At 36.7% G+C, this 12,732-nt stretch carries 15 protein-coding genes; all 15 read left to right on the forward strand.

Translation table 11 applies throughout. From position 1 onward, the window contains the following. The first annotated feature begins 95 nt into the window (after nt 1-95). The 15 genes from Q0E03_RS01810 (at nt 96) to Q0E03_RS01880 (ending at nt 12,727) form a co-directional block, all read left to right on the forward strand. Nucleotides 96-797, forward strand: coding sequence for a hypothetical protein (locus tag Q0E03_RS01810; protein WP_297128756.1), 702 nt, complete (start codon nt 96-98; stop codon nt 795-797). Between the two features lie 437 nt (nt 798-1,234). Next, nucleotides 1,235-1,609, forward strand: coding sequence for a hypothetical protein (locus Q0E03_RS01815; protein ID WP_297128758.1), 375 nt, complete (start codon nt 1,235-1,237; stop codon nt 1,607-1,609). Between the two features lie 71 nt (nt 1,610-1,680). Then, a complete protein-coding gene (locus Q0E03_RS01820) occupies nt 1,681-2,001 on the forward strand; it encodes a DUF4314 domain-containing protein (protein ID WP_297128761.1) in 321 nt (106 codons plus the stop codon). Between the two features lie 44 nt (nt 2,002-2,045). After that, nucleotides 2,046-3,308, forward strand: coding sequence for a DNA (cytosine-5-)-methyltransferase (gene dcm / locus Q0E03_RS01825; RefSeq protein ID WP_367270211.1), 1,263 nt, complete (start codon nt 2,046-2,048; stop codon nt 3,306-3,308). Then, entirely contained in the window at nt 3,308-4,381 is a 1,074-nt protein-coding gene (locus Q0E03_RS01830; RefSeq protein ID WP_297128766.1) for an LPD28 domain-containing protein, read from the forward strand. Before dcm ends, Q0E03_RS01830 begins: the two co-directional genes overlap by 1 nt. Then, nucleotides 4,372-4,938, forward strand: coding sequence for a hypothetical protein (locus Q0E03_RS01835; protein ID WP_297128769.1), 567 nt, complete (start codon nt 4,372-4,374; stop codon nt 4,936-4,938). The genes Q0E03_RS01830 and Q0E03_RS01835 overlap by 10 nt, the downstream gene beginning before the upstream one ends. Nucleotides 4,939-5,062: 124 nt before the next feature. Next, nucleotides 5,063-5,989, forward strand: a complete 927-nt coding sequence (locus Q0E03_RS01840) for a DNA adenine methylase (RefSeq protein ID WP_297128772.1) — start codon at nt 5,063-5,065, stop codon at nt 5,987-5,989. Nucleotides 5,990-6,031: 42 nt separating this feature from the next. Then, the gene (locus Q0E03_RS01845) at nt 6,032-6,232 is read left to right on the forward strand and encodes a hypothetical protein (RefSeq protein ID WP_297128775.1); all 201 of its coding nucleotides are present in this window, start codon (nt 6,032-6,034) and stop codon (nt 6,230-6,232) included. 13 nt (nt 6,233-6,245) lie between these two features. Beyond that, the gene (locus tag Q0E03_RS01850; RefSeq protein ID WP_297128778.1) at nt 6,246-6,554 is read left to right on the forward strand and encodes an AbrB/MazE/SpoVT family DNA-binding domain-containing protein; all 309 of its coding nucleotides are present in this window, start codon (nt 6,246-6,248) and stop codon (nt 6,552-6,554) included. Further along, nucleotides 6,532-7,269 carry a DUF3849 domain-containing protein gene (locus tag Q0E03_RS01855; RefSeq protein ID WP_297128780.1) on the forward strand — a complete coding sequence of 246 codons (738 nt, stop codon included), beginning with the start codon at nt 6,532-6,534 and terminating at the stop codon, nt 7,267-7,269. The genes Q0E03_RS01850 and Q0E03_RS01855 overlap by 23 nt, the downstream gene beginning before the upstream one ends. A 12-nt stretch (nt 7,270-7,281) precedes the next feature. Next, nucleotides 7,282-7,638 carry a DUF3846 domain-containing protein gene (locus Q0E03_RS01860; protein ID WP_297128783.1) on the forward strand — a complete coding sequence of 119 codons (357 nt, stop codon included), beginning with the start codon at nt 7,282-7,284 and terminating at the stop codon, nt 7,636-7,638. A gap of 18 nt (nt 7,639-7,656) precedes the next feature. Beyond that, the gene (locus tag Q0E03_RS01865) at nt 7,657-8,040 is read left to right on the forward strand and encodes a SpoVG family protein (RefSeq protein ID WP_297128785.1); all 384 of its coding nucleotides are present in this window, start codon (nt 7,657-7,659) and stop codon (nt 8,038-8,040) included. A 59-nt stretch (nt 8,041-8,099) separates the two neighbouring features. Continuing rightward, the gene (locus tag Q0E03_RS01870) at nt 8,100-8,648 is read left to right on the forward strand and encodes a hypothetical protein (protein WP_297128788.1); all 549 of its coding nucleotides are present in this window, start codon (nt 8,100-8,102) and stop codon (nt 8,646-8,648) included. A gap of 123 nt (nt 8,649-8,771) precedes the next feature. Further along, complete coding sequence (locus Q0E03_RS01875; protein WP_297128791.1) at nt 8,772-12,362, forward strand: SpaA isopeptide-forming pilin-related protein; 3,591 nt, start codon at nt 8,772-8,774, stop codon at nt 12,360-12,362. Further along, nucleotides 12,362-12,727 (forward strand): hypothetical protein, encoded by a 366-nt coding sequence (locus Q0E03_RS01880; RefSeq protein ID WP_297128794.1) that lies wholly within the window; start codon nt 12,362-12,364, stop codon nt 12,725-12,727. The genes Q0E03_RS01875 and Q0E03_RS01880 overlap by 1 nt, the downstream gene beginning before the upstream one ends. The last annotated feature ends 5 nt before the right edge of the window (nt 12,728-12,732 follow it).

Raw genomic sequence — 12,732 nt, forward strand, 5'->3', positions numbered from 1 at the left:
AGTTATATGATGAAATCGAAATTGCAAATAAAATATCATAAAAGTTGAGTTGATATGTTAATTGAATGAAAATATTGTGAATATGAGGTGAAACGATGACATACAAATATTTCAATGTAAGAAAGGAAATTGGCAATGATTATTCTGAAAAAGAATTGAAGCGATTTAGAACATTTTCGGAAATAAAACAATTATTTAAGCCATTTCATTGGACGATATTTATTTTGACAATAATATCTATAGTGGCTTTAGTAATATTGCTGGTTGTTTCAATAAATAAATTGTGGTGCATAATACCTGCGTTATTAATAATTATATGTGTAAAAATATGGGATGCAAAAGCAGAAGAATTATATGATGTCAAAATGCACGAAAAAGAGATAAAAGGATTAGATAACGCATATGATGAATATTTGAGTAATATTAATAGAATACTAGTAGATAACGGAATAGACACTGCAGAAAAACGCAATTGCTTAAAAAAAGAGTGCTGTTCTGTTTTTGAAAGAAGAGATTCTAAGTATTCGTCTTTGAGCAACAAAGCGTTTGAAATATTGATAGGCATTCCTATTGGTGCTGTAATATCTTTGCTTGTTAATGGTGATAGTGTGGTCTCTGTTGAACAAATCATTGCAGTCGTTATTGCCTGTGTAATAATTTATGTTATTATTAAATTTGCAAAATTTATTACATATTATACCGATGGGTGCAAGCAAGATCAAAAATTATTAGATGCCCTTAATGAAATGGAATATTATTCAGGTAGAAATGATAAATCTAAAAGTAAAGACAATTAAAACATAAAAACAGTATCTCGGATATATATGATTATTGTATTTTTGGCAAAACGCAAGTGTTTAGTGATGTATTAAAATTAAATATTATTAAATTTAAGCGTGTGATTTCAATAGAGATTACACGCTTTTTTCTTTTAAAATTTAAAAGAAAGGATAAGAAAAATGAAATTTACTCAATTCTCCGAGTTTAATTTATTTAAGTGCTTAATTAATGCACCCTGACACCTAATAAATAAGAGTGAAAACAGTATCAAAGTTTATACAAACACACAAAAGAAGATAGCAAATGAATTAACAGTATAAATAAAAAAGAAAGTGGACTGTACCCAATCGGTTTGTCCGTTCCTGCAGGAACGAGTCGATTGGGTACAGCTTTTTCTAATAACAAAATATTCAATCGTCGCCTAAAAAATATATGTGATTATGGAGGTAACTGTATGAAATATACAAAGCAAAAACATTTGCAACGATTTTATAAAGCCATAGAAGGTAAAAACCAAAATAACGACGCTCTTATGTCGGCAATATATTTGCTGACTGTAGATACAATTGTGTGGAAACAAGTTTGTTCCCAAGTAAATGTGAATTCAATATCATTTGACAAAATCACATTGAAAAAAACAGGTAAATATGGTTATTGCCTGTTTTGTGCTGCAAGGGATATGTATCTTGGCACAAAGTATTTAAGCGTATCTGATATGACAGATAAAGATGTGATACCACTAATGATATTTAGAATTATCTGCAATTCAATGGCTATACGAAGATTTGGATTGTTAGCCATTGAATGCGAAAAAAATAGAAAGGAGTGATTTTATATATGATTGTATTAGGTTCAAATCACAATGATAACGATAAATAATTGCGAAAGGAAATTAGTTAAATGAACGAATGGGAAAGACTTCAGCAACAAGCTGAAAGATACAAACAGCTATATCCCGAAGGAACAAGAGTTTTGCTCATCCAAATGGACGACGATCGGAATCCTGTTGAGCCAAACACAAGAGGTACAGTAAATCATGTTGATGATCTTGGCACAATCCATATGAACTGGGATAACGGAAGAACGCTTGCAATTTGTCCTCACGCAGATAGCTTCAGAAAACTGACTGAACAGGAAATTGAAGAAGAAAACAATGCTATCTGTGTTGAAGAAACGACAGATGACCTGGTCGAAGAATCAGGAATGACACAGTCAATGTGAGGTGAATCAGAAAAAACGATGATGAGCAGTAATGCCCTATGTCAATTAAATATTTAGATATGTTTTCAGGAATCGGTGGTTTTAGGTCAGGACTTGAAAAGGTCGGTAGCTTTGAATGTGTCGGTTACTGCGAAATCGATGAATATGCCCGCAGAGCGTATGAAGCAATGTATAACACAAAAGGAGAAATGTATTTTGAAGATGCAACAAAAATCAATCCCGATGACTTACCCGATATCGACCTTATTACAGGAGGTTTTCCCTGTCAATCATTTTCAATCGCAGGGCGAAGAAACGGATTTAATGATACAAGAGGAACGCTCTTCTTCGAGATTGCTCGAATTGCTGCCGTTAAAAGGCCCGCTCTTTTGTTCCTTGAAAACGTTCCCGGCTTGCTTTCGCATGACGAAGGCAGGACATTTGCTGCCATCCTTAATGCATTGGATGAAATTGGGTATGATGTCTCATGGACTCAGCTTAACAGCGCAAACTTTGGTGTTCCCCAATCCCGCAATAGAGTGTTCATTACCGGATTTCTTAGAGAAAAATGCAGGGGCGAAGTATTCGCTTTCAGCGAAACAAATCCAAAGACTATTGTCAGACGAGTGCCGGGAAGTGAAGGTAATCGAGTTTACTCAGCTGATGGACTCTCAATTACCCTTACAGCAGGCGGCGGTGGAGGCGGAGGAAAAACAGGACTCTATCTGATTCCTATTCCTGTTAAATCCAAAACAAAAAGCGGTTATCAGTTTGCATTCCCGAATGACAGTATTGATGTTTCATATTTAACTATGAATTCAAGGCGTGGCAGAGTAGGATCAGAAATTGCTCACACTCTGACAACAAACAGTACACAGGCTTTTTACTTTATAGATATGAATCCGAATGCTAAACTAACGCAGCTTGCAAGATGTATTACTGCAAGACAGGATTCTGGAATCAGTCATCGACACGGAGAACATTCGGGAGTTATGGTTATACTCAAGGAGTTGACAGCAGATGAACTGGTTTCTATCGGTGATACATTCCATAATTATTGGACTTTTGAAAATCCAAACAAAGAAACTGTAACAGCAATGATTATTGTTGATGAAAACAGAAACTTCTTTGTCGGATATATCAGACGATTGACACCGAGGGAATGCTTCAGACTGCAAGGCTTTACAGACGAACAATTTGATAAGGTTAAAGCACTCGGAATGTCCGATGCAAGACTCTACAAAATGGCTGGAAACGCAGTTAGCGTACCAGTCATTACTGCTATTGGAGAACAATTAAAAAGAATATTTTATGGTGGTGATAAATAATGCCAAATTGGGTACAGAACAATATTAAATTCAGTGGTGATACTGCTGAAATAAAGAAAATGCTTGAAGCAATCAAGAATGATGAAATCAGCTTCGGTTCTATTGATTTCAACAAAATTATTCCTATGCCGGAATCACTTAATATTGAGTGTGGCTCAATAACAAACAAGGGTATTGAGATGGTTAAGAATTATCTTGAAAGTATGCCTGAAGAACTGAAAGGCAAGGAAGGAACATACGAAGAATTTATTGCTGATTTAAGAAACCATAGCACAGATATTTCAGATGAGAAAGAAAAGAAAATCTGGGATATCGGTGTTACGGCAGTAAGTAATTTGTATCAATACGAAGCACCGACATGGTACGAATGGCACTGTAAAAACTGGGGTACAAAATGGAATGCCTGCGAATGTACAGAGGTTGATGAAAATGCAAAATCAATCAGTTTTCAGACTGCATGGAGTACACCGTTTCCTGTTATGAAACGATTGTCGGGATTGTTTCCTAATATTGAAATACGAACAGAATTTGCAGATGAGGATATCGGACAAAACTGCGGCATGTACACCTTTAAAGGCGGTGAAATCATATCAGAATGGAATCCGGCAGATGAAGAAACAAACAAGGAAGCATTGGAATTTGCCGCAAGAGTATGGGAATACGACCTTTCGGATTTTCAGCTGCATCTTAATGCAACGGGAACGGATTATATCTATACAGGCGAGTCGGACTATGAGTTGATTGAGTTATTCGGCAAGCCTGCTCTTTTTACAAATGAACGTTTAACGCTTAATGATATACCTTTGGGTTTTAACCTTTATCACATAAGAAGATCAGATAACGATGATGAAATTCTGTCGACGCTTGAACCTAATGTCAGAGTGAATCACGGCGGTACTATCATTACTAATGAAGCTATTGATTTCGGAGATAAAGGATATATTGAATTCAATGCAGAAAACAGTATCAATTTTATCGGAGGAGATAATCTGTCTATTGACGATTATGTAACCGAAAATTTCACTATGGATATTTCAGGTCAGCAGTCAGGAGGTATGGGCTTATGCCAATAGAAAATATAACCACAGATGAATTGCGAAAGATGAGTGATAAGGAAGGACTTATCCTGCAAGGCTGCGGTGGTGATTTGCAAGAATGGATTGACGGTGTCAATGAAATGCTGACAGAGAGTGGAATCCTCCTGAACGGTACTAAATTTGAAAAGGTGTATGCATTTCAGAATGATAATCTTACAAATCTGCTCTATCCATTTGAAGATGTAGAACTCAGTATAGGTAAGCTCGCTATGTGGAGAATAGCAACGCATACACAGTTTTATGGTACTTGGTTATCTGATTATGTGCCTAATTATCTTGGTGGATTTATTGTTGCAAAACAAAAGCCCGATTGCGAATTAATCGGACAAGACGGCAATATATTCAATCTTATGGGAATTGCATCAAGAACACTTCGCAATAATGGTATGGCTGAACAGGCATCTGAAATGTGTACTCGTATAAGAGCATCGGAGAGTTATAATTCGGCTCTTTGTATTATCGGTGAATATGTTAATATCACAGGACCGAATGAAGATATGTGTGAAAGCAATGATTTTACACAATCAATGTGAAATAAAATTAAAATAATATATTAATTTGAAAACAGTGCGTGGTTGTTTTGTGTATTTAACACAAAGCGGCCACGCTTTTTTGTTTTATGCACAAATCATCTTAGCACGGATCGGAGATGATGATATGTCAGATAATGCCAGTCCGCTTCAGTGGACAGGCAACAAAGGGTGTATTTACACCACTATTGATGCATTTATGCCACCGCATAAAATTTATATTGAACCTTGTATGGGCAGTGCTGAAGTATTCCTGAGAAAGAAACCGTCAGAAAAAGAAATACTCAATGATTATAACGGCGATTTGGTTAAGTTTTTCAGAGTTTTGCAAAGCTCACAGAAACTTGCCTTTTTACTTGGTCGCTTGTATTTTTCATATAATTCCGAGCAGATATTCAAAGAAAATAAAATGCTGTTAAAAGGTGTGCCGAATATTCTTGATGATGTAACTGATACAGCCTTAAAAATAGAAAACGCTTCATGGGAAGATATAAAGCTCGCAGTCGCATTTTTTGAAAATCAGACATTCAGTTTCAGTTCAACAGGAAAAACCTTTGCCATTGATAAACGGGATATGACAAGGAAATTCGGCAGATTAGTGGCAGCTTGCACACGCTTGCGTGATGCAATTATTCTGCATAGGGATTATAAAGACGCAATTCTTTATGCTGCGGGTCCGAATACCTTTATACTGCTTGATCCTCCGTATAAGGACACGGAAAAGTATTATCAAAAGTCTAATTTTGATGTTAGTCAGCATGAGGTATTATTTGAATTTATGAATGACATTCATCTGAAATATGACGGTAAATGCAAATTTATAATCACCTATAACAATAACCCGTTTATTGTTGGCCTTGCTGAAAAATACGGATTTTATACCTATGTGCAGAAAAGGCTTCACAACATGAGGCAAGGTATTAATCCCGGTGAAATGTACGAAGAACTGCTCATAGCAAACTATGATTTAGAAGCACAGGCAAAGGAAAACAAAAAAACATTGATGGATGAAACAAGGCAGATATCCTTGTTTGATTTAAAATATGATTATTAAAGGAGAAAACAGATGGAAATTGAAGTAAAAATCAAAATTGCCATGCCAGATGAAGTGGCAAATACTCTTGGAATTGATGAAGATTCCGTACTTGAATCCTACTATGAAGATGGGTATATCTATATCTGCAAGGTAGACGATGATGAACTTGACGAATTGGCTCATGAGTATGATGACTGCACAGATTGTGAAAGCTGCGAAATGTTCTGTCCTCATTGTCAGAACTGCATACTTGATGATTAGTCGGAGGTGTAAAATGAAAATTTTAAGAATTCTCGGAAAGCGAGGCAGAGTTACAATTCCTTTTGAAATCAGAGAAATAGTCGGCTTCAGTTACAACGATGTGCTGTCATTTACGGTTGATGATGAAAACACCGTGACAATCAAAAAGGAAAGAATCTGTGACAATAACTGCCCAAAATATAATCTGTCCCCTGCTGATATGAGGGATGATGAACTGTTAAGGGACTTTATTGACAGACTGCCTTCATCCAAGCAGAGAGAAGTACTTGTCCATTTATCATTGAAATGGGCAGCTAAGAATGGCGGTGTTGTTAATGCTTGATTATGTGCCGTTTTACAGGCATTCACTCAGCAGTGCAAGACATTGTAATGAGGTTGATAGGTGGCGTGCAAGCCATAAAGCAAACATGGATTGTGCGGTCGCTATCAAAAAGGCTATCGGTGATAACTTCAAGGATAATCATTTCAATTCCGATTGTGTAAATGCAATTATTAAGAAATTCGGATTTGACCGTGTAAACTTCATTCTGCGATACAATTTGAAGAAAGCACAGCACGATGAAAGATATTCAAAAGAAAACAGAGAATGGGGCAAAGGTTTATGTGCTCCAGACAGCAATATGCGAACAGATTATCTTATAAATGAGCATCCGGTGTTAATAAATGCTTTTATCGACAGAACAAGAAACGAGTGGGGCAAACTCAATCTTTATGACAGTTCACATTGTGATGATAAGACAGGTGTTGAATTGGAAGAAAAAATACTTGTTCTCAATCCGACAAGGTTGAATGATAAGTATAAAACACCTGAAGATCAGCTTTTTGTTGCAACAGGAGGTTTTGGCTGTTCCCCTTCTGCAAGCGGCAGAGCGGTATATGGATATTTTCTTAAAGATAATGAGGAATGCCGTTGGGACAGAAATGATTTTATCGGTATTCTGAAAGATGAATTCTTGCCTGATTGGGCAAAAGAAAAACTGAATATCTCAGATGATACTGCCGAGTCTGTAGAGGACAGCGGTATTTCTATGTCATAAGGAGTGTGAAATATGAGAATCGTAGTTGTTGAACCCGGTAAGGCTGCTTATGAAAGTGAAATCGAAAATTCACTTAATGCAGAACAAGAAATTGTCGGTGGATATATTGAAGTCGTATATAATGACGATGATACAATCATCATTTGTAATGAAGAAGGCAAACTGCAAGGCTTAAAAGGAAATCGTCATCTTGACAACGGTACTTCTATTATAGCAGGAACATTCTTTATTGTTGGTGACGGCGGAGAAGATTTCAGATCATTAACGGATGAAGAAACAGAAAAGTATTTACACAAGTATGCTCAGCCCGAAGAAATATCAGATGAAGAAGTTGAATCTGATATGGGTTGTGCAATGTATTTTATGTAAAAATGGAGGGTAGTAATTATGGCAGCAACCAATAACAAAGCAAAAACGAATAAGGTGAAAACACCGTATATCAAAGCATCAATTGACAGACTTACAGACGGAAATACAAGTCTCAAGGCATATGCTTCTGCAACAATCGGCAGTTCATTTGTAATTACAGGAATCAAAGTGTGCAATGGTAAAAACGGTTTATTTGCACAGATGCCTACTCGTTCTTATACTGATAAGAACGGCAAGGTGCAGTATCCCGAAACCTTTTATCCGATAACTGCCCAGGCTCGTGAAAATCTTAATAAAGCAGTTGTCAATGCCTACGAAAATGAAATTTCACAGGCACAGGATGATGGCGAAGATTTTGAAGAGATTGCTGATGAAGATGAAGGGCTTTCGCCCTCTATGTAAAAATGTCTGGACATTTGAATTCGTTTGTATATACTGTGTGTTTGAAAGGAGTCGATTATATGACTAAAACTAAATCAATTATTTTATGTCTTGTAATTCTGATTGCAATCTTTTCAGGATGCAGTACACAAGAAACCAATTCAAAGTCAGAAGTGCAGGCAAACACAATTAATGCAATAACAAATGAAATCACAGCAGAGCAAGAAACATCAGAATCTGAAACTACCACGCAGAAAAGCGATAATTCAGAAACAACTGTTGCAAACAAAGCAAGACCTGCTGAACAAAAATCAACAGGTCGGACCACAACCAAAAAATCAACTGCAACGCAGAAACAGACCACTACCAAAAGGCAGACTACAACAAAGAAAGTTACCACAACGCAGAAACCTGCTACCACCAAAAAGGTTACAACAACTGAAGATGATTGGGATTGTAATGTAGACGGTCACTCCTGTGAGGTTGGTCCGATCGGTTGGGTAAACAGTGAGGCTGAGGCTACAGATAAAGCACTTGAATATATAGCAAGCCACGATGCTTCAGGTAATTTCAGAATTAGAGAATGCTATTGGTGTGGTAAATATACTGCAAAAATCACATTGGATTAAATATCAATATGGTACATCAAAGAGTCGAATTAAAATTCGGCTCTTTTTTTGTACCCAAATATAAAAGAAAGGAAGATTGTTTTGAAAAACAAAATAAAAAAATATTCAAAAAGAGTAATGTCAATGCTCTTATCTTTACTGATTGTTCTGTCAGCATTTCCTTCAACGGTATTCGCAGCAACATATATTACAGATATGAACAGCAATGCTAAGTTTGGAGTTATTGAGGGCAGTCTTGATGACTATGGACACGAGATGCATTATTCTACCTATGACGGCAAAACATATATCGTATTTTGTGTTCAATACGGAAAAACATCTCCTAATGGTAGCACCTACGAATATGGCAAGGAATTTAAGAAATATCTTAATAGATCAAGTGACTTATATGAAAGAATAGCAGACTATATCGCATTCGGATATACCTTGCAGTATGGCGATGGATTACCAAGTACAACGGCTGAATGGAAAGCAGCTTGCTGTACTCAACAATTCGTTTGGGAAACCTTAGGAGTAAATCCATCCCGTTCCTCTTGGAACAGCACATATATGAGTGATTCTCTATACAAGCAATGGAAAGCTGATACCGAAGAATTAATCGACTTGTACTATAACAAGCAGATTTCATTTAACGGAGATACAACAAAAATCAATCTCGGTGGCTCTGTTACCCTCACTGATTCAAACGGTGTATTGAAATATTACCCCACTTTTTCTAAGACCATTAACAAGGTCACATTTTCTCATACTAAAGGCGAAAACAAACTGAACATTTCAGTTGCAAGTGATTGTACTACACATTCAGTATCGTTCAATTCGGCATCACAGAAAATATATAAGAATTTACCGAATGGCAGTAGTTATGATGAAGATACTACAAATTATGTTTATTTTGAATTTAAGGGTGATATTCAGAATTTAATGTTTTCAAAGAAAGCCGACCCACAGACCTTTAAACTTGATGTTAATGTTGAGTTCGGTAATCTTAAAATCAGCAAAACATCCGAAGATGAAATCATTAAGAATATTCCCTTTACGGTTAAGGGCAACGGCAAGACATATAACCTCACAACAGATGCAAACGGCATTGCGGAATTGAAGAATATTCCTGTCGGCACTTATCAGGTGTATGAGGGTGATATTCTCCGCTATGTAAAACGGACAACACAAACTGTAACAGTAACTAACGGAAATACTGCTATGGCATCCTTTAATAACAAACTCAAAAAATTCAGAATTAAAGTAGTTAAATCGGATATTGAAAAGGGTCACGCACAGGGTGATGCAAAGCTCGGCGGTGCTAAGTATGGTATCTATAAAGGCAATCAGTTAATCGACACATATACAACAGACGAAAACGCATCATTCACAACAAAGTATTATGCTTGTGATACAGACTGGACAATTCGTGAACTTGAATCAAGTGAGGGTTATCTCATTAATGATGAAATTTACAAGGTCGGTGCTGATCCGAAATTGTATACAGTTGAGTATAACGAATGTAAAAACGCTGTAACCGAACAGGTAATCAAGGGTAAAATTGCAATTATTAAGCATACTGATGATGGCTCAACACAGATTGAAACACCTGAAAAGGGTGCAGAATTTCAGGTGTATTTGAAATCGGCAGGCTCATATGCAAAGGCAGATAACGATGAGAGAGATACCATTGTGTGTGACGAGGATGGTTTTGCAAGTACAAAGTTAATGCCTTATGGTGTTTATACCGTTCATCAAACAAAGGGTTGGGATGGCAGAGAGAAAATCAAGGACTTTGATGTGTTTATCAATCAAGATGGTAAGACATATAAGTTCTTGATAAACAATTCTAACTTCTGTTCGTATCTCAAAGTGGTAAAGCTGGATAAAGAAACCGAAAAGCCTATTGCTTATGCAGGCGCAGCCTTTGAGGTTTACGATACAGACGGACACAGAATTACAATGCAGTTCACCTATCCCGAAGTAACAGAAATTCATACTTTCTATACAAATTCAGAAGGATATTTAATTACGCCTGAAAAGCTACCTTATGGTGATTACACACTTAAAGAGGTACAAGCACCATACGGATATGTGCTTGACAGCACACCTATTCCGTTTACAATAACACAGGAGAATTCGTCTACTGATACGGGCGTAACTGTTGTAAAGGTCAAGGCAAGAGATATGGCACAGAAAGGTGTTATTGAAATTACCAAAACAGGCGAAATATTCAAGTCGGTAAATGAAAATGAGGGTATTTATACTCCTGTTTATGAAATTGGAAACCTTGCAAATGCAGTATTTGAAATCTATGCTGCTGAGGATATAACTACTCTTGACGGTACAACAAGATATTATCAGGGTGAACTTGTTGATGAAATCACAACAGGAAAAGACGGTATTGCTAAATCCAAGCAGCTCTATCTCGGCAAATACACTGTAGTTGAAAAAACAGCACCAAGTGGCTTTGTGAATGCAAATGAGCAGTACGATGTAGAATTAACTTATGCAGGACAGAATGTATCCGTAACATCAACTGCACTTTCTGTTTACAATGACAGGCAAAAGGTGTCCGTTTCACTGTTAAAAGAATTATCTAAAGATGAACGCTTCAAACTCGGTATGAATGATGAAATTCTTTCCGTACAGTTTGGTATTTATGCTGATGAAGATATTAAGGCAGCAGACGGCTCTGTTATTCCGAAAGATTCTTTAATCACTTATGGTAACTGTGATGAAAACGGAAAACTAACATTTAACTGCGATCTCCCTATCGGCTTTAAGTGGTATGCAAAGGAAATTGCAACGGATAAGCATTATATTTTATCTGATACAAAGTATGAATTTAATACTGAATATCAGGGACAGGATATTGAAACAATTAATATTGATTTGAACAACGGCGAACCTATTGTAAATGATTTAATTTACGGCACAGTCAAAGGCTTAAAAATTGACCGAGAAACAGAAAAAGCAATCAAAGGGGCTTTATTCGGACTGTTCAAATCTGACACAACTGAATACACAGAAACAAATGCCATTCTTACTGCTAAATCAGATGAGAACGGCATTTTTGTTTTTGATAATATTCCATTCGGTGATTGGATTGTAAAGGAACTACAGCCAGCCGAAAACTATCTGCCGAGTGATGATATTCACCACATTACTGTAACTGACAATGAACAGATTATTGAAATCACAGCAGTAAATGACAAAATACCTGAACTGAAAACTACTGCAACGATTAACGGTAAAAAGGAAGTTACGGCAAAGGGAGAAATTACGATTGATGATGTGGTTGAATACAAGCATCTTGTACCCGGCAAGGAATACAAGATTGTCGGCACGCTTATGGATAAATCCACAGGCAAGCCATTTGAAATTGACGGAAAAGACGTTACAAGCGAAGTAACATTCACACCCGAAAAAAGCAACGGCAAGGTAACTGTATTATTTACCTTTGATTCCAAGTATATCAAGTCCGATACTGATATTGTAGTCTTTGAATCATTATATAAAGACGGCAATGAGCTTGCTATTCACGCAGATATTGAAGATGAAGGTCAGACCGTTACAATAAATGTTCCTGCACCTAAAAAGCCGTCTACTCCTAAGACCGGGGACGAGAGAAACTACGGCTTTTGGATTGGTCTTGGATGTATTGCTGTAGGCGGTATTGTTGCCGGTGTTATTCTCAAGATTAAGTCAAAGAAAGACGAGGATGAAGAATAATGGAAAAAGCATATATCTGCAGCCCTCTCTCCGGGAACGAAAAGAAAAATATCAATAATGCCATTGCCTATGCAAAATTTGTTTATCACAGATGTGAAATGATACCGATTGTATCACATTTTTATGCTTTGATTTTTGATGATGCAGATAAAGTTGAAAGAGAAATCGGCATATCAATCGGACTCGGACAGATACTTGATTCCGAGCATGTCTGGGTATTCGGAAATACCATTACTGAAGAAATGGGAGAAGAAATCCGAAAGGCAATGGCTCTGAAAAGGACCATTCACTACATTGATGATTATCAGTGCAAAGAAATATTAAAGGTATATGGAGGTAAAGTAATTGACGAAAAAATTAACTAAATTCA

The sequence above is a fragment of the uncultured Eubacterium sp. genome (assembly GCF_934525195.1).
Taxonomy (GTDB): Bacteria; Bacillota; Clostridia; order Oscillospirales; family Acutalibacteraceae; genus Eubacterium_R.

Bases quoted from the DNA above. Each gene is read 5' to 3' on its own strand.
- Q0E03_RS01810 (WP_297128756.1), top strand. From the start codon at position 96: ATGACATACAAATATTTCAATGTAAGAAAGGAAATTGGCAATGATTAT.
- Q0E03_RS01865 (WP_297128785.1), top strand. From the start codon at position 7,657: ATGGCAGCAACCAATAACAAAGCAAAAACGAATAAGGTGAAAACACCG.
- Q0E03_RS01815 (WP_297128758.1), top strand. From the start codon at position 1,235: ATGAAATATACAAAGCAAAAACATTTGCAACGATTTTATAAAGCCATA.
- Q0E03_RS01870 (WP_297128788.1), top strand. From the start codon at position 8,100: ATGACTAAAACTAAATCAATTATTTTATGTCTTGTAATTCTGATTGCA.
- Q0E03_RS01880 (WP_297128794.1), top strand. From the start codon at position 12,362: ATGGAAAAAGCATATATCTGCAGCCCTCTCTCCGGGAACGAAAAGAAA.
- Q0E03_RS01860 (WP_297128783.1), top strand. From the start codon at position 7,282: ATGAGAATCGTAGTTGTTGAACCCGGTAAGGCTGCTTATGAAAGTGAA.
- Q0E03_RS01875 (WP_297128791.1), top strand. From the start codon at position 8,772: ATGCTCTTATCTTTACTGATTGTTCTGTCAGCATTTCCTTCAACGGTA.
- Q0E03_RS01830 (WP_297128766.1), top strand. From the start codon at position 3,308: ATGCCAAATTGGGTACAGAACAATATTAAATTCAGTGGTGATACTGCT.
- Q0E03_RS01850 (WP_297128778.1), top strand. From the start codon at position 6,246: ATGAAAATTTTAAGAATTCTCGGAAAGCGAGGCAGAGTTACAATTCCT.
- Q0E03_RS01835 (WP_297128769.1), top strand. From the start codon at position 4,372: ATGCCAATAGAAAATATAACCACAGATGAATTGCGAAAGATGAGTGAT.
- Q0E03_RS01855 (WP_297128780.1), top strand. From the start codon at position 6,532: ATGGCGGTGTTGTTAATGCTTGATTATGTGCCGTTTTACAGGCATTCA.
- Q0E03_RS01840 (WP_297128772.1), top strand. From the start codon at position 5,063: ATGTCAGATAATGCCAGTCCGCTTCAGTGGACAGGCAACAAAGGGTGT.
- Q0E03_RS01820 (WP_297128761.1), top strand. From the start codon at position 1,681: ATGAACGAATGGGAAAGACTTCAGCAACAAGCTGAAAGATACAAACAG.
- Q0E03_RS01845 (WP_297128775.1), top strand. From the start codon at position 6,032: ATGCCAGATGAAGTGGCAAATACTCTTGGAATTGATGAAGATTCCGTA.